The organism is uncultured Slackia sp., from assembly GCF_934630525.1.
In the GTDB taxonomy this organism is placed as follows: Bacteria; Actinomycetota; Coriobacteriia; order Coriobacteriales; family Eggerthellaceae; genus Slackia.
This window is the reverse complement of record NZ_CAKTVX010000006.1, coordinates 1-17,457: the sequence shown is the minus strand read 5'-3', so window position 1 is coordinate 17,457 and position 17,457 is coordinate 1. Positions and strand designations below refer to the sequence as shown.

The following is a 17,457-nucleotide window of genomic DNA, read 5'->3' as shown; positions in this document are numbered from 1 at the left end:
TCGCGAACAATAAGAACTTCAACGCCCAAACGCAGAGCGGCCCCGATTCCTCGGGGCCGCTCCATTCACTACCGCTCGCCCTTCGCTAGCTGCGACGACGCCAGCAAACAGCCGCGCCGCAAACCACCAGCGCAAGCCCAGCCGCAACCGCAGCCGCGCCAAGCATCAACCCAACATCGTCAGCTGTCTTCGAGAACAGCTTCACAACCGGATTCTTCGGCGTCGTTGCGCCACCGCCCGGCGTAGGCGTAGGAGCAGGCGCAGTGTAGGAATTCTTGAACGTCGGGGCCATGCCGTCGTCATAAGCCACCGTCGCGACCAAATTCCCCTGGCCATCGTCAACCACGTTCACGACAACTTTGTACGTCGCGGTATCGTAGATCACGTTCGCCTGCTTGTCGTTCACCTCGGAAATCGTATACACGTAGGTGCCGGGTTCCGCAAACGTCAGCGCGGGGAACGCGATCGATCCCGCAGCGTCGTTCTTCGCCTGGTAAACCGTGCCGTCTTCCGCAGTCAGCGCGAAGGTGAACTGACCATCGGCCAAAGCCTTGCCACTCAGCACCTTCGTTGCGCCAAGCACCACGCTCGTCGTGCCGTGCGCGTACGTATTCACAAACGCAGCATTGGCATCATCCGCGGCAAGCGCATGCTTAACCACCAGCTCGCCCTTGCCGTTATCAGTTACGCTCGTGTGAATCGCGATCGATTTACCGTCGAACGTCACGCCGTTATGCGTCGTTCCAGCGCCCACCTCGCGCAGAACGTAATCGTGTTTGCCAGCCGTCGTATACGTAACCGCGTTCATGACCACGTTGCCTGCAGCATCGTTCGTACCGCGGGCCACAACCTGGCCATCTTCAACAAGCTCGAAGAAGAACTCGCGTTCGACCAACGCGCGCCCCACGAGCGACTTCGAGACCGTAATCTGTTCGGTCACGCTCGACTCAACGGGGGTAACGCTGTACGCGTTAGTGAACTCGAACATCGGCTTGGTCTCGTCGCCGACACGTTCAACCGTCAGCTCACCCTTGCCGTTATCGGTCACCTTGAAGCTCACCGTTTTCACGCTGGTATCGTTGGTAACGCCAGGCGCGCTACCGGTCTCGGCAATCGTATAGGTGAACACATGGGAGCGCACCGTCGCGGTTTGCGCCGCGGAGGCATCGCCCTGGGCACTCGCCGCTGCATTGTCGGTTGCCACGTTGGCAGCCGCTACAGCATTGTCGGAAGCCGCAAGAGCCGTCGGCTGATCGCTCGCATTGCCGCTCGGATCCGCAGCGTCTGCATTGGCCGCAGCGTCAACTGCCGCAGGCTCAACGCCGCTCGCCGCAGCGAGCCCAACTGCATCGTCGCTCACAGGAATCGCGCCCTGACCAGCGCCGTCGGCATTCGCCGCGGAATCGGCGGCATCACCAACAGGCTCATTGCCCGTCGCCGCCTGCGCAGGCGTTGCGGAATCGCCCGCAACTTCAACGCCTGCAGCCGCGTTCGCAGCCGCAGCATCATTCACGGCAGGAGCCGCAGCCTGGGCAATCGCGCCACCGCCATCGACAGTCGTTCCTTGCTGCGTGGTGCCCAGCGCCTTGTTCAGCGAATCGAGCGTAAACACGATTTTGCCGAAATCGATGCTGCCATCAGCAGCGTTCGTCGTGGTCGCGTGCTCGGGCATGGGAGCGCCCTCTTCATTCGACGTAATAGTGAACGTGAATTTGCCCGTGATGTCGCCCGGGGTCAAACCATCGGCGTGGCTCAAACGCTTCACGCCCATCACGCTCACCGACGCATCGCCCGTTCCGTACGTGTTCTCGAAAGCCAAACCCTTCTCGCCAGTCTCGATGCTCACGATAAGCTCGCCAGAGCCACCATCGACAGCCTTGATGGCGAACGGAATCTGCTGAGTCGTTGCGGTAACGCCGCGATCAGAGAGCCTATCAGTCTTCTCGTACGCAATACACGGAATAGTCCAGGTCACGCTGCCATTGTCGTTTGCAATCTTCGTGGCAGAGCTCTTCGCGACTAAATCGCTCAGCATCGCCGTATCAAAACTCAGCGTGCCGAACGCAACCGTGCCGTCGGCCGCATTCGTCGCCGTAAGCACGTCGCTGCCAGCCGCTTCACCGCTGGCATACTGCACGCCAAAGGCAAACTCGCCTTCGACCAACGCGCGGCCACTCAAGGTTTTCGTCGCATTCACGTCAACGCTCCCCAAAGCGGAATAGTTGTTCGTGAACGCCACTTTAGCAGCAACGGCCGCTGGGCTATCGCCCGTCTTGTAGGTATACGTCGCAGCGTCGGGGCCGCCAGAAACCGTCGTAGTTGCCGTAAGCGTCGCCGTGGCGGGATCATCGCTCACGGAAATCGTCACCGTACGAACGGCCTTATCGTAGGCATACCCATTACTTGCCTCGCCAAGCTCGGAAACGGTATACGCGAACGTTTTACCCACATCGAGCTGCGTGAATTCCGCATCGCTGCACACCAGCGCGCTCGCCGCATTGCCGTCCAAAGCAGCAGGCATATCGAACACCTTGCCGCTCACGGGCAGGCCAAGCGCCGCAGCCGAAGCCTCGTCGCCAGGCACAACCTGAATCTGGAACTGGCCCTGGGTCATGTCGCGGCCATTCAAGGTCTTCGTCAGCGTCAGCCCGCCAGCAGCCGTGTAGTTGAGGCTCGTTTCGTATTTGTTCACGAACGTGCCGTTCTCGGTCGAGGACGTAGCAACCAAGCAGCCCTCGCCGTCGTCGGTCACCGTCACATAAACCTTCGCGACATTCGTGCTGTACTGGATGCCAGCCTTCGCGGGGTCGGGCTTGGTCTCGCTCACGGTGTAGACGAACGTCCTGCTCGTGACCGCGCTGCCATCAACGAACATGTCCTTCGCCGTAAACGTGATGGTGCCGAAGTCAAACGCCACCGCCTCGCCATCTTTGACGCTCGTCGACTGAACAGTCGTAGTCGCGCCGCCGGAGGGCATAGGAGCGCCTTCGGTTTCGGCCACAATCGAGAACGAGAAGCTATCGTTTTCAGCCCAATCGCGACCCTCAAGAACCTTGTTCAAACCGAAGTTCGTTGTCGCAAAGCCCACATCGGCTGGTTTGTAGATGTTCGCGAAAGCCACCGTCGGAGTGCCGCTTTCGACCAGCTCGCCGTCGACATACGTCGCCACATCAAGGCTCATGCCATCCTTCAGGCTTACGGCAATTTCAACCTTATGGGTCGCGTCATCGTAGGTCACGCCAGCAAGTTTGCCATCGTCGCCGGAAACAACTTCGCTCACGGCGAACTCAAACGTCTTGCCCGCGTCGGCCTGTGTAAACGTGATGCCGTCAATCGGCTTCATGACGTCGGCCACGCCTGCGGCGCGATCGTTCGGATTGCTGAACTGAAGCACGCCACTGTCGTCTGCGCCAACGCTCTTAAGCAGCGCCTTCGAGGCGTCATCGGCCCCTTCAATCACGAAGGCGAATTCGCCCGCATGCATTGTGCGGCCCTCGAGCGCCTTCTTCACCGCAAGGCCGCCAAAGCTGCCGTACGTCTTTTCCTCAGAATATGTATTGGCGAAGGTCGCCTCGCCCTCATAGGAAACCTCGGCCTGCAAAGTACCCGAATAATCGTCGGTCACCTTGACCGTTACCGTGTATTCATGGGTGTCGAACGCGATATGGCTCGCCTGCGCAGCTTCGGAGTTCAGCGCCTCGCCGCAGTAAGCGTTCTCGACCATCTTGAACGTATACGTGCCAGGCTTTACGAACGACAGCTCATCGAAGTCGAAAGTCTTCGAATCGCCATTCGCCAAACCGCTTACCGTTGCCTGCTTGGCAAAATCGGCGCCGAACGCATCAGTCGCGGCCTTATTGGCCGGTGCCAAGCTGAACTCGAAGCTTTCAGCTTCAGTCATCGCGCGGCCCTGGAACGCCTTTGCGCCAGAAATCGTGGCCACGGCAGGTTCGGGGCTGTAGCTGTTTTCGAATGCAAACGCCTTCGCGTCGGTCGGAACAGCTTCCGCGTCGGTCGCGGCACCCTGCTTGGCGTACGCCACGCTCAGCTCGATATGGGCATCGGCGCCCTCGCCTACGCTTTCAACCGTGACGATCGCCTGCCACACTGCGTGATCATACGTCACGCCAGGCAAACCTTGGCCAGCGGTCAAATCTTTCGCATCAACCCACGCATTGCCGACCTTCACCACTTCAGTAATTTCGTAGACATACGTCTTGCTTTGCGCGCCACCCAAGTCGCTCAGGCTGAACGTTGCCTGGGGGAACGCGATGCTTCCGCTCGCAGAAACCGTCGACACCACGCCGCGGTAATCGGCGCCGGCGGCGGTTTTGCCCGTCGCGACCTCAACGCCATCCCCCTCGGACAACGGAGCCGAAGCGTCAGTCGTTTTCGCCATTACGAAGAACATGCCCGACTCAAGCGCGCGCTGGCCCGTTGCGTCGCTCCACGTTTTCATGCCGCTCGGGTTCCAGGTCACGCTCTTGTCGCTGAACGCGTTCGTAAACGCAGCGAGCTCGGCAGCCTCGGGCGTTTCAAATTCAACGCCGTCGTCGCCCGCGAGCTTCGTCATGACCGATTCGACCGAAAGCGTGCCATCATGTTTATCGGCAACAACAACCTTCACCTCGTACAAGGCTTGCGACATGGAAACACCCGGGTTAACGGTGCTCATTTCTTCCGATTCGTAAATCTGGTAGATATACGTGCCAGGCTGCGTGTACACGATGTCGCCGAAATGGAAACCAACCTGCGTGCCCGCTGGCGTGCCTTCAGCCTGCGTCACTTCAAGACGCGCCTCGCCATCGCTTGCGCCCTCGGGCATCGGAGCGACCACGGACGTATTGGCGTCTTTCAGCAGGAACGTGAATTTATCGCTGGACAGCCAAGCACGGCCGTCGAGGACCTTCTCACCCGCAAGCGCAGTTGCGCCTTCCAGCGTGCCCTGCGCGGCATACGTGTTCACGAACTCGGCCTTCGTAACCTCGCCCGCCACAACCGTGCCCGTCGCGGCAATCGCCTTGCCTTCTTCATCGACCGGAGACGTCTGCGAGAAACCAGGGTTCGCATGCGTCAACGAACCATCGTCGGCAGGCACATTCAGCAACTCCTCAACCGAATAGGCGGCATTCGGAGCAACGCCATACACATACAGCGTTTCGTCGGCCTTGATCGAGTGCGTCGCTTTCCCATTCTCGTCGAATTCCAGCTCAAACGGGTCGCCGCACACCTCTCCCGCGGCGTTCTTCACTTCGGCATGTAGCGTTTTACCTGCCGCAGCCTCTACCGTAAGCTCGAAATCAAACGACTTGTCGGCATAATCGGCCGCATCGAAGCCTTCGGGCATGTCGAGTGCCTTCGAGACCGCAAGCGTTCCCGGAATTTCGACCGACAGCTTGCCATTGTTGCCCAAATGCGAAATAACCGTCGTCGCAGCCGAGGTCGACGTCTCGCTGTTCCACTTCGGGTTCAGCACGTCGGTCGCCGTGCCGGTGATGTTTTCCGTCTTCGGTTTCACGAGCTCATTGATGTACGTCAAACGCGCCGTGCCAGCCTTGAAATAGGCGTTGCCACTGGCATCGTACGCAAGAGCGCCCGAGAATTGCTCGGCCGTGCCGTACGGGAAACTCACGACTTCCGTTTGCGAAACGGCAGCGCCACCTTCGCCCATCGCGAAGAAATGGTTCTGGTAGTAATACGCTCCACCCGCACCGATCACGCCGCGAGTCGCAGGCTGCGTGCACGCTTCGTCGGTATAAATTGGGGTGTCGTGCGTGAAGTAGTAGTACGCATTGCCCTTAGAAGGATTGAAGTGTGAGACCGTATCGCCCAGCGCAGCGCCCGGAGTGAACGCATTCGCGTAGAAATTCACCTTGCCGTTTTCGGTGTTGGCCGCGATATATTTCGCCATAGCTTCATCGGGATTCGCGACAAGCGCAAGCGCATCGGGCTTAATGCTCGACGTGAAGAAAACGCGCAGCGGATACATATCGCTCACCGTCATGGTGCCCGCAGTTTCGTTCACATTGAAGTTGCGCAGCGGAATAAGGCCCGCGGGAACTTTCACCTGAACCTTATCGCCCGTGGCCACATCGCTCGATTTCGTCACGGTGATCACGATATTGCCCAAGCTCACGGTTTTGCCGTTCAGTTCGGTCGTGCCTGCAAATGTATAGGTATCGGCAGTATCGGTCGAGGTTTTCGTCACGTCGCTAAACACGTGGTTGTTCACCACGATCGCCTTGAACGCGTCAACCTGCATGTACGAGCCCAGCGAGTCGTCGAACGTGACGTAGCCATCGCTCATCTCAAAGCCTTCACGAGCGTCCGTGGGATAGCCCGCGCCCTTCACGATTTCCTTAGAGATGTCCTCGAAGATTTTCGAGAGCTCGCTAGCGCTCGAAGCAGACTTATAGAAGTCAGACCCTTCAGCGCGATCGCCGAAGTTCCACTTCCACGAAGAATCCCAACCCCAACCGCTCTCCGCATAGGTAGCTGCAGGGTAATTGCTCGAAGCCGCCTGCATGAACTTGTTTTCTTTAGAGGTTCCCGAAGCGCTTACATCGGCATTCGGATTTGCGTCCTTGAAAATGCCGATGGTATACACCGAGGCGCCCTCGTCTTTCATAGCCTTTGCAGCCGCCACGGCAGCAGAGGCAACTTCGGGCTCGAATTCGCTATACGAAGTCGGCGTGCCATCGGTGAAGAAAATAACGATCTTCTTAGCATCGGCGCGGTTGGAGGTTTGGGCCTGCGCAAGCTGCAAGCCGTAGTCGGAGCGCGTTGCGCCATTGGGCCGTATGGCATTGACCTGGCTCTTGAAAGCGTCCTTCGTCTCATTGGTGCACGCCGTCATGCCCTTCATGACCTGACTGTAGTTATACTCGTGCCCTTCCTTGCGATACGTGTCGTTGCCGACTCGCTCAGTCTTGTTTCCGGCGAACTTCACGATAGAAACCTGATGCTGCTTCGTCGCATCGGAAATGCTCGCATTTTGCGTTGCAATCTCGTCGATAAACGCATTCGCGGCACTTCGCAGAGCGTCGATGCGTTTTCCACCGGTCATGGGGTCGTTCATAGACCCCGAGGCATCGAGCACGAGCACGATGTCAAGCGGCGTAGTTGACGTCGACGCGATATTCGACGTAGAAGAAAGCACTGAAAGCGCTGTAATGAAATCGGAATCGCCCTTAGAAACCGTAGCGCTCATGGCGCCTGAAATGCCGATATCGCCAGTCGATACCGTTTTATCAGTCCAAATACGGCCAATGTTTTGGGTCGTGTTTTCGACGACGCCAGACCAATCGCCCATCGTCGATGTGTCGGCGATCGTCTCAATGTTTGCCGCCGCACGAATCTGCTGCGCGCGCGACGACGCGCTCGATTCGTCGGCCAAAGCCGTGCTCCCAATTAAGGGGAGCAGCGCGAATGCGAGCAGAGCCGCAATCGCCATTTTCAATCGCTTCATGGTGTGGCCTCCTTCGTGCTTCCCGCCTTATATGCCCATCGTTTGACCCTTCCTACTTTCATGCACGGCTCCTTTCGCCCAAAGATAGTTACTTTGATTATTCGACCCCTTTGGTTTCTGCGGAAGTGCCATTTCGCAACGAAAATGGCCAAAATAGACAGCGACTTGCTCTCATTTCTTGCAAGGAAGAGCCCGACGTCGGAAGGTTCGCACGTGCGACGCGACATGCAAAGGGGCCGTATTCACGACCCCCTGGAAGAAAGCGCTGGTTGGAAGCAATATGGATCCGGCTTTTTGCGCTTGGAACGCATGCTTGGCCCACGGCGACCTGCCACCATCGCCGCCACGCAAGCCTTACGCCCGCCAGATTCCAGAGGCGCGATTGGCCGCTTCCATATGAGAACTTCTATATACTTATATAACTTTTAGGTACTAATACTTATTTAGTGCTCTGCTATCTTTTCCTCAGTAGATGTTTTTTAGAGGCCATTGACCCCAACATTGCAATTGCGCGACATGCGACTGGGCTGCGTTGTTGTGCGGAGCGCATTCAACTACAATCGACGACGAACTCGATAATTCCGACCAAGGGAGGAAATCATGCCCACTCGCGACGAGCGCCGCGCTGAAGCCGCCAAGCATTTGGCCCTTATGAAAGGCGCATTCGCCAAAGAAACCCAGGCGACTATCGATGCCGCCATCATCTATGAAGATGGCGACGCGCTCGCGCTCGAGCTGCCCGAGCCCACCGCTGAGGCAACCGAAACACAGGTGACCAGCGATTTCACCACCACCGCGCTTCGCCGCGCACAGGGCAAAACCGCCATCGTCGACCCCGTTTCCTACACGCGCCCCGGCGGCGCCTACGAAGACGGCTCCTTCGGCCCCGAACAAATCTTGTGCTCGGAAAGCAACCTCTACCCCGTTCTGTGCGGCATGAAACCGGCGTACCACGACCAGAACCGCAGCTACATGTGCGGCATGCTGCTCACGAGCCGCGCGATGTACTTGCCGAACGTCGTTTTCATTCGTGAAGGCGAAATTCGCGAGGCGAATGTCATCGCCGTGCCCGAGCCTAACCGCGAGCGTGCCCTGGAAAACCATCGCTCCGAGCGCGAATGCCTCGATTGTTTGGCGGCCCGCATCGAAACCATGCTCAACATCGCCGCAGCCAACGAGATCGAAACGCTCATCGTGAACGCCTACGCATGCGGACGCCAAGGCTTCCAGCCCGCCCAGGTCATCGAGCTTTTCCAGAAATGGATCGCCGCTCACCCCGGCGCTATCAAAACCATCGTGTTCGCCGTGCCGCGCGCGAGCTTCGATGCGTTCGACGAAGCGTTCGGCCAGCCCGCGCCCGTCGTTGAAGAGGTCGTCGCGCCCACCGAGGAGCAGGAAGACGACGAATTCGACTTCCGCGCAATCGATTTGCCCGAAGGCGTCACCATTCGCTAAAAACGGGCCTGCGAAAAGCTGCGCACGGAAACGCGCAAGCCAATGCGGGCCAGCGCGAACAAATTAGAAAACGCCGGATGCATCATACGCATCCGGCGTTTTTGGTTTCGAATAAAACCTGCTAAACGCTACGAGCATTTAACAGGTTGGCGCGCTACGCTTTCGCGCCAACGAACCTGGCAAAGCCAGACCGCCGCCTCAGCGACCTCCGCGCGCTTATTCAATCGGCCCCATGAGGAACATATTGTGCGTCGATTGGAACAGCAGCTTGCCCGTTGCCGCCTCGCGCGTGGTCACGCGAATTACAGCGGTCGAGCGACCCTTATGCAAAGGCTCAGTCGTCACATCAACCTTGCAGCACGGCACCGCTTTGAAGAAATTGATGCTCGCGGAATTGCACACGTTGTTCACGCCGAACGAATAGGTCGCGAACCCGCAGCCAATTTCTCCGATGAAATAGCCCGTGCCACCGTGGATGCCGCCACGATAATTGCCTAGGCTTTCGGGAATGTCCATCGTGAAGTGCACATATCCAGGCTCGCTCACCTCGACAATCTCGATATTCTCTCGAAACTCGGGCGCTTCAGGAACGTTGCACCACATCTTTTCGATCAGCTTCTCATCAACCATTCCGATTCCCCTTCCGCATGCAAGAAATGCCATTCGCGCCAACAACGTCGGCCGCCTTCATCGGCGCCATTTTCGTGCAACCGCCACATTGCATCAATAAACAACTCCCGTTATCTGTGGGAAGAAATCGAAAGCAGGTCGCCCCGCCCTCTTCTGCCTAGGCCTTGCGAACCAAATAGCAACAATGGATTTTGGCATTGCGCTCGAAATCGTGCGGAATCGTCTGCGGCGTGATATCTTCAATCGCCACGCCCGCCTCGGCAAGAGCTTCAACATCAGGCTTGAAATTGCGCAGGTTGCAGCTGAATACCGCCACGCCGTCGCGTTCGAGCAAGCGCACCACATTCGTCAGCAACTTCACATGGTCGCGCTGGACACTCCAGGTGTTTTTGCCCATGGCCTTCGAATTCGAAAACGTAGGCGGATCGACGAAAATCAAATCGAAGCGACGCCATCCGCGCGCCTCACGCTCGATCCACTGCAGCACATCGGCGCGCACAAAGCCATGTTCGGGACCATCGCAGCCGTTCAATTCCATATTGCGATGCGCCCACGACAAATAGGTTTGAGACAAATCGACCGTGAGCGTCGATTTTGCGCCGCCCACCGCCGCGTGCACCGTGCATGTGCCCGTGTACGAGAACAGGTTCAAAAACGACTTGCCCTCGGCCATGCTTCCGACCATTTCGCGCGTCACACGGTGATCGAGGAAAATGCCCGTATCCAAATATGAGCCCAGATCGCACTCGAACACGTTGCCCGATTCCTGCGTATAGAGCACATGCCCTTCTTTTTGCTGGTCGGTATACTGGCCGCCGCCTTTTTCGCGACGACGCGTCTTCAGGAACACGCGCTCGCGAGGAATGCCAAGCGTGGCCGAAGCGATTTCCACCGCATCGTCCAGACGGGCGGCAGCCTTGGCCGCGTCGATTGATTTCGGAGCCTGATACTCGGCTATGACCAGGCAGCTCTCGCCTTCGCTTTTCCATACGCCATCATAGCGATCGATGGCCACGGCGAAATCGGGCAAGTCGGCATCGTAAACGCGGTAGCACGAAATGTCGTTGTCGCGCGCCCACTTACGACGATCCTTCGCCACCTTGCGAAGACGCGCCGCGAACTGGTCGGCGCCCTTGTCGCGACACAGCACCTCGACTTTGCGTCCGCCGTCGATGCTGCCCACCATAAGGGGATACTGCGCCGGCAACGGTTCGAAAGCAGGCTCCGCAGCCGCCATCTCAACATCGCCGCGGGCGCCCGCGCCGCGAAGCTCGCGATCGCCGCGAGGCTCACCGTCGCCGCGCGAAGCGCCTCGAGCCGCGCACCCATTGCGCGAAGCACCGCGATCGCTTGGCTCACCTTTGCGCGAGTCGCGCCCTCGGAAACCATCTCTCGCGTTCGAGCGACGCGCCCCTTGACCGCTACGGCCGCTCGAGCGACGCGCTTCTTGACTGTCTTGGCCATCTCGCGCACCACGGTTATCGCGCGATGAATTTCGAAACTGCTCGTTTTGCGCCACTTACGCACCCGCCTTCATGCCAAATTCGAACGGCGGCTGAGCCACCATCTCGAGCACCAACTGACAACGAATGGAAAGCGGATCGCGGTTCTCGCTCAGAAACGCCGGCACCTCGGCGCGCGGAAGAAGGAACGACTCGATGAATTCGGTCGACTCGCTGCGCGGTTCCGCCACGCGCTCCACCTCGGCGAACACCATGGCGATGCTCTCGTCGCCCATACCAAGCGACGAAAAACCAGGCTGCACGCATGCGCGCGCTCTCACCGGCTGGCCGCATTCGTCGCGCACCAAATCGAAGCCAGTTTCTTCGCGCAGCTCGCGGGCCGCGCATTCCACGACATCCTCGCCAGCCTCGCGCAAGCCAGCGGGAAACGCCACGCACATGCGATTCATGGGAAAACGAAATTCTCGAATGAGCAGGAACTCATCGTTCGCCGTATGGCCCACAATGCACACCGCATCAACCTGGGGCGCAACGGTTCCCAGCGTCTCGATTTCGCTGCGATATTCTTCGAGGCCCTTGCGCGAAACCACGTCATATTTCAGTTCTCGACCATTTGGCAAGCGGTACGTCAGAATATATTTCTTGATCCAGCCATCGCTCACCTGCTCGATGCCGAGCAATTCGGGCAATCCGGCCGCTTCATCGAAGCTTGCCGTGCACACGTCTTCTTCCATGTTCGCTCCTTTAGATGGCGCTTAATCGGCAGCAGTTGCCACAGCGCATTTTCGATTTGCACCATTGTATAGCGGCGGAGCGCGCAAAATGGAAGAGGGCAGCCAACGCCATCGCGAAAACGCGCATTGCGCTGCGTAGCGAGCGTCCGCAAACGCCAGCAGGCATCGAGCGGGCACCGACAGGTTTTAGCGGAGGTCGTGGGTCTCGGCGGAAGAACGATGGGGCAGATGAAGGCCGACGGACTTTGACGGAAGGTCGGCAGGCGTCGGCGAATGCCAGCAGACTTCGACGGGCATCGCCAAACATCGGACGAACGCTTCTCTTTGCAAATGGCGGCCGTTTTGACCACAAACGATCAGAAACTGGTCAAAACGGCGACTATTCGAAAAATCGCGGGAGCGCAAGTCGCCGGGAAATGCCCCCTGCGCTCTCCAGAGGCCGCTCTAAACCCTCCGTGGGCGCTTCGGCGCGCCTAGAGATGCCTTTTCGAGAAGAAAAGACGGCACACCGACCGGCTCTTTTTGCAAATGGCGGCCGTTTTGACCACAAACGAGCCGGCGCTGGTCAAAACCGCCGCCATTTGCAAAAAATCAGTTCCCAATCAGCGGAAGACGGCTCCAACCGAGACCTTTTCAACCACAACCTCGTCGGCCCAAACCGACCAGGTTGCCAATCTAGTTCGGACGGCCAGGCAACCCAGCCCGGCAAGTTCATCGGACCGGGCCAATCGCCCCATCAGCCTAGGTCAGCCAGCTTGTCGGCTCGGTTCGAACAGCTCGTCAGCCCAACACGAGCATCAGCTCGTCAGCTTAAATCGACCAATTCCTGGCGCACGTTCCGCGCGCGTTGACGTCCATTAACGCTCGGTCCGCACACGCAATCGAACTCATAGGCAAGCAAACGAAGCGCCGCAAAGCACACAGCGAGCGTTACCGCGAGCGCCACAAGCAAAATCGCGAGCTCCATGACAGACCCCTTTCCGCGAACGCGAAGTCCCTATCGCCCGCTTGCCGCAAAGGGCCCGAACCCCTTTTCGCGAGCGTGAGAAAAGCCCAATCCGTTGGAATCATCATGCCGCACGAACGTAAAACCTACGCAAAGCGCAGGTCAAAAGTGCGATTCGACTTTTAGGGACCACGTTGCAAAACATGAAGATGCTGCCAAGGCGCCATGGACGTTTTTTCACATTTCCAAGAGCAGCGCCATGCGGGTGTACGATGACGACCCCTTTTCCCGAAACCCTGGAGATGACCCACCCATGCGAGAGCGCATCAAATTCCACAGCAAACGGCTTACGCTTTTCTTCATTCAGCTGGCTTTCCTTGCCGGCGTTTGTTATATCGGCGAAGCAGTTTCGGTCCATTTGCCCGTCGAGGTTCCTGCGAACATCTGCAGTATGGGCATTCTGCTCTCGCTGCTCATCTCGGGCATGATCGATGAAAGCAAAATCGAACTCGTATCGAGCTTTCTGCTGAAATATATGCCCGTCTTCTTTATTCCCGCCGGCGTCACGATTCTAAGGTGTATCCCCATGATTGGCGACCGCATCGGCTGGTTCGCGCTCGTATGCATCATCACCACCGTGCTCGTGTTCCTCTCCACGGCGCTTACGGTCATTCTTGTTGGACGCTTGCAGAAATACATTATGGGCAAACGCGCCGGCGAAGACGTGCATCTGTCCGGCGTATTCACGACCGAAGGAGAATAGCCATGGATATCGCAAGCATTCTCGAAGCCGGCGGAAGCCTGGCGCTGAGCATTGGCGTGTTCGCTTTCGCGGTATGGCTCAACCGTAAAACGAATTCGCCGCTCCTCAACCCACTGCTCGTCACGGTGGCCATCATTATGATCGCCCTTACCGTGTTCAATATTCCCCTTGAATCGTACGAAAAGGGAGCCACGCTCATTTCGTCCATGCTCGGCCCCGCCACTGCCGTGTTGGCGTTCTCCATTTACCAGCAACGCAAAATTCTGCAGAGTAATTTCCTGCCGATTTTCGTAGGATGCTTGGTAGGATCCATCGTTTCCATGGTGAGCGCGTACGGGCTGTGCGAGCTGTTCGGCCTGGGCGACCAAGTGGCGCTTTCCACGCTGCCGAAATCGACGACCGCCCCCATCGCGCTTGCCGTGACTGGCGAGCTGGGCGGCACGGCGTCGATTACCATGGCGGCCGTCATGACCACGGGCGTTATGGGCGCTATCTTCTCGCCCATGCTGGCGAACCTGTTCCACATTAAGAACAAGGTGGCCCAGGGCGTGGCCATTGGCACGTGCAGCCATGCGGTTGGCACGGCAAAGGCCCTTGAAATGGGCAAGCTCGAAGGAGCCATGAGCGGCGTGGCCATTGCGGTATCGGGCCTGCTCACATGCTTTATCGTTATTGCGGCCACGGCCATTATGTAAGGAGCGAACTTGGGCAGCATTTCTACCCTCGACTTCATTGGAGCGAACACGCCGGCGGCAACGGCGGAGCTCACAGGCGGAACCGTCATCGAAACGGCACACGGCGTCGTGTGGCCGAGCGCCCCACAGTGCGTTCATGGCGCGATTTTCGATCTGGACGGAACCCTGCTCGATTCCATGCCTTGGTGGGACGACCTGGGCGAGCGCTACCTTCGCTCACTCGGCAAAACGCCCGAACCCAACATTCGCTACCACTTCAAGCGCCTTACCATGGAGGGCTCGGCGCGCTACATGAAGGAAACTTACGGCCTGGAACAATCGATTGAAGAAATTTGCACGGGCGTGATGAGCGGCATTGAGTTCGCCTACCACGATTGCATCCAGTGCAAGCCGAGCGTCGTCGACATGCTCGAGGCGTTGAGCAACGCGAGTGTCGCCATGTGCGTCGCAACCGCCACACGCCGCGACTGCGCGCTTGCGGCCCTCGAGCGACTCGATATTCTTAAATATTTCTCGGCGCTGTTCACCTGCACCGAAGTGGGCGCCAGCAAAACCGAACCCGATATTTTCGAACTGGCGCTTTCGCACCTGGGCACTCCGCGCGAGACCACGTTCGTGTTCGAAGATTCGCTGCATGCCATCGAAACGGCGCATGCGGCCGCTTTCCCCGTGATGCTCATCGACGAGCCGGCCAGCGCAGGCGACGCCGAAGCATGCCAGGCCCTCGCCGACGTGCGCCTGAAAAACTTCACGGCGTTCTCGACGCTCTAGACGCGAAAGCGACGCACAACCTGCTGAATGTTCGTGGCGTTTAGCAGGTGCAACAAAAACAAGGAGGGGAGCGAGCCCAATGCCCGCTCCCCTCCTTTGACGAAACGGCGAATGCGTTCCGCTTAGATTTCGCCCGCCTCGGCAGCCTTCAGAGCCTGCGTCAGCTGATCGGCGCAACTCGTAGTGCGGCGACCGCAGGTATTTCCCTCGAGGACAGAAACAACCCAATCGACGGGCTTGCCCTCGATAAGCTTCGAGATGGCTTTCAAATTGCCGTCGCAGCCGCCAACGAAGCTCACGTTGTGCACGTTGCCGTCGACGATGTCAAAATTGATTTGGCGCGAGCACGTGCCACGCGTATTGAACGTATGCATGCCATTCCCCCTTGGAACTTCTCGTGATACCCGCACAGCTTACCATGATGAACCCTTATGGGCAGGCTATAATCAATCGCACTGAATACTTGCAGAATTCCTGAGGAGGTGACTATGCCACAACACGCCCGCGCCCTTGCCGGCGCCGCATGCGCGCTCGCGCTGAGCGCCTCCATGTTCGCCCCCGCGGCCTTCGCCGACGATGCCGAAGGCGATGGCACAGCAACCTCCCGCAATGCCATCTTCGCAGCCGCCGATTCTATACGCGGAGAACTTGGCCCGGCGCTTTCGACATACGACCAGGCGAAAAAGACCCTCGAAGCCCTCGAGGCAACCGATATTGCCACCGCCCGCGTGCAGGGCCTGCAAGACGTAATGTACGACGGCACCGAAAAGCGTCCCACGGTAACTCTGCGCATCGATTCAATCAAAGATGGCAAGAAAACCGAGGCGTCGCTTCGCGAGGGCGTCGATTTCAACGTGCAATTCGACGGCGACCTCATCAATCCGGGCACGGTGCATGCGACCATCACCGGCGCAGGCGATTACACGGGCACCGTGGAAACGAGCTTCGTGATTCTGCCAGCCGACTTGGCGAACGCAACCGTCGACATGATTCCCGACCACGTGCGCACAGGCTACCCCATTGAGCCCGATCCCGTCGTGAAGCTCGACGGTCGCACCCTTGTAAAAGGCGTCGATTACGAGGTGTCTTATTCCGAAAACGTGAACGAAGGCACCGCGACGCTCATGGTGAAGGGCATCGGCAATTGCGCCGGCGACACGCATGCGACGTTTCAGATTATTGCGAATCCCAAGGAAGGCAAAATCGGCTATCGGGCCGTGCTCCCTTACGTAGCCGCTGCCGCACTGGCCTGCTTTGCTGCATTTGTCGTGTTGGCGGGCGCCCTTGTCCACAAACGCCGCAAAGCAAAACGCGCAAAAGGCGAATAAGCCGCAGAAGCCACGCACCCGGCGGCCCAAGCCGGTGCCCTGGCGCACATCCGCACCAAAGTCGCGCCCCGTCGCGCACCCGACCTCCTCACGCACCCGTCATGCACCCGGGTCCCATCAGAAGCCGAGCCACAAGCACGGGCACTCTGCGCCAACATTAAGCCGCGCTCCAGCGCCAAACCCGCATTTCCCCATGCGCCCCATCGAGCCGCATCTCAAACGCAAAAAAGCCCGGAATGAATCTTCATCCCGGGCTTTCAAATCTTCATTCAACGCGAGGGCTGCGTTTACTCAAACAAAACCTGATCGTCTTCATCGTCTTCCACCGCGAATGCATTCCATGCCCCCGAATCGGCAAAAGCAAGGAAATCCTCCGTGAGGATATCCATGCGCAGGCCCTCTTCGTCGAACGAACCGTTGAAGCGCTCTTCGAATTTGGCCTTCACGGGGCCGTTCACGGGACGCGAGAACCACACCCACGACGCCACCGGGCCGCCCGCGTCGTTGAAGTCGGCACCAAAGCCAGCGTCGACCGGCGTGCCGTCTTTGCGCTGAATCATGTATTCATCAATCGCGAAGCAACCATCGAACTGCATGCGCGAAGCAATGCCCTCGATGGAGCTATCAACGGTGTTGCCCTTTTCGAAGAACGTGATTTTCACCGTGCCCTCCGCGGGTTCGGCGGCAGCGGCATCGCCCTTGTCCATGAATTGCGCAGCCATCATTTCCGCGAGGGCTTTTTCGGAATCGCTCAACATGCTTCCTCCATTCCAAAACGCCGCCCCATCGGCGGCATGTGACAACATGCTCTTAATATAGTCGAAGGGCGCGACGCTTGCACCAAACGCGCCTTTCCAATCGTAAAGCGAGACGAATTTGCCTTTATCCATAGGCTCGTCCTATTTATCGCGCGCCACGCGTACGCGAACATCGCCCCGCCACACGAGCATCCGCGCCATCGCCCAAGTACCGAAGCGACCGCGAATGCCGGCATAAGCACAGGCGCAACAACCAGCCCCGACGGGAACGCGAGCAGAAGCTCGAAGATAAATTTACCCGTTTAAAATCGCTTTTTCGCAATAGGCAATCGTCGTAGCGTGGAGGACGCAATAAGGAATACCGCAACCAAAGGAGACCAGCTATATGAAGTCAAGGGCTAAGCCATAGATTCTAAGACCTTTTGATTTGTTGGAACGTTGCAGCT

12 protein-coding genes are annotated in these 17,457 nt (G+C 58.4%); 5 read left to right on the top strand and 7 right to left on the bottom strand.

Annotation, left to right across the window (positions count from 1 at the left end; genetic code table 11):
• Positions 1-85: 85 nt before the first annotated feature.
• The gene (locus Q0D41_RS06130) at positions 86-7,468 is read right to left on the bottom strand and encodes a Spy0128 family protein (protein ID WP_294376722.1); all 7,383 of its coding nucleotides are present in this window, start codon (positions 7,466-7,468) and stop codon (positions 86-88) included.
• 600 nt (positions 7,469-8,068) lie between these two features.
• Between Q0D41_RS06130 and Q0D41_RS06125 the strand changes: the two genes are divergently transcribed.
• A complete protein-coding gene (locus Q0D41_RS06125; RefSeq protein ID WP_294376719.1) occupies positions 8,069-8,923 on the top strand; it encodes a TIGR02452 family protein in 855 nt (284 codons plus the stop codon).
• Between the two features lie 216 nt (positions 8,924-9,139).
• Here the strand turns inward: Q0D41_RS06125 and Q0D41_RS06120 are convergent, their stop codons facing one another.
• The 4 genes from Q0D41_RS06120 to Q0D41_RS06105 all read right to left on the bottom strand — a co-directional run bounded on the left by Q0D41_RS06120 (position 9,140) and on the right by Q0D41_RS06105 (position 12,717).
• Entirely contained in the window at positions 9,140-9,553 is a 414-nt protein-coding gene (locus Q0D41_RS06120; RefSeq protein WP_114615333.1) for a PaaI family thioesterase, read from the bottom strand.
• A 157-nt stretch (positions 9,554-9,710) separates the two neighbouring features.
• Entirely contained in the window at positions 9,711-10,790 is a 1,080-nt protein-coding gene (locus Q0D41_RS06115) for a class I SAM-dependent methyltransferase (protein WP_294376715.1), read from the bottom strand.
• Positions 10,791-11,072: 282 nt separating this feature from the next.
• Complete coding sequence (locus Q0D41_RS06110) at positions 11,073-11,750, bottom strand: NUDIX hydrolase (RefSeq protein WP_294376713.1); 678 nt, start codon at positions 11,748-11,750, stop codon at positions 11,073-11,075.
• A gap of 805 nt (positions 11,751-12,555) precedes the next feature.
• Entirely contained in the window at positions 12,556-12,717 is a 162-nt protein-coding gene (locus Q0D41_RS06105; protein WP_294376711.1) for a hypothetical protein, read from the bottom strand.
• 292 nt (positions 12,718-13,009) lie between these two features.
• Here Q0D41_RS06105 and Q0D41_RS06100 point away from each other — a divergent pair, with 292 nt between their 5' ends.
• The 3 genes from Q0D41_RS06100 to Q0D41_RS06090 are packed head-to-tail and all read left to right on the top strand — an operon-like array spanning position 13,010 to position 14,925.
• On the top strand, positions 13,010-13,459 hold the full coding sequence (locus tag Q0D41_RS06100; protein ID WP_294376709.1) for a CidA/LrgA family protein: 450 nt from the start codon (positions 13,010-13,012) through the stop codon (positions 13,457-13,459).
• 2 nt (positions 13,460-13,461) lie between these two features.
• Positions 13,462-14,154: an LrgB family protein gene (locus Q0D41_RS06095; protein WP_294376705.1), complete on the top strand. Its 693-nt coding sequence runs from the start codon at positions 13,462-13,464 to the stop codon at positions 14,152-14,154.
• A gap of 9 nt (positions 14,155-14,163) precedes the next feature.
• Positions 14,164-14,925: an HAD family phosphatase gene (locus tag Q0D41_RS06090; protein WP_294376703.1), complete on the top strand. Its 762-nt coding sequence runs from the start codon at positions 14,164-14,166 to the stop codon at positions 14,923-14,925.
• A 122-nt stretch (positions 14,926-15,047) separates the two neighbouring features.
• Here Q0D41_RS06090 and Q0D41_RS06085 read toward each other — a convergent pair whose 3' ends face one another.
• Positions 15,048-15,299, bottom strand: coding sequence for a TIGR03905 family TSCPD domain-containing protein (locus Q0D41_RS06085; RefSeq protein ID WP_114615330.1), 252 nt, complete (start codon positions 15,297-15,299; stop codon positions 15,048-15,050).
• Between the two features lie 114 nt (positions 15,300-15,413).
• Here Q0D41_RS06085 and Q0D41_RS06080 point away from each other — a divergent pair, with 114 nt between their 5' ends.
• Positions 15,414-16,253, top strand: coding sequence for a hypothetical protein (locus tag Q0D41_RS06080; RefSeq protein ID WP_294376699.1), 840 nt, complete (start codon positions 15,414-15,416; stop codon positions 16,251-16,253).
• Positions 16,254-16,540: 287 nt separating this feature from the next.
• Here Q0D41_RS06080 and Q0D41_RS06075 read toward each other — a convergent pair whose 3' ends face one another.
• On the bottom strand, positions 16,541-17,143 hold the full coding sequence (locus Q0D41_RS06075) for a hypothetical protein (protein ID WP_294376696.1): 603 nt from the start codon (positions 17,141-17,143) through the stop codon (positions 16,541-16,543).
• Positions 17,144-17,457 lie beyond the last annotated feature (314 nt).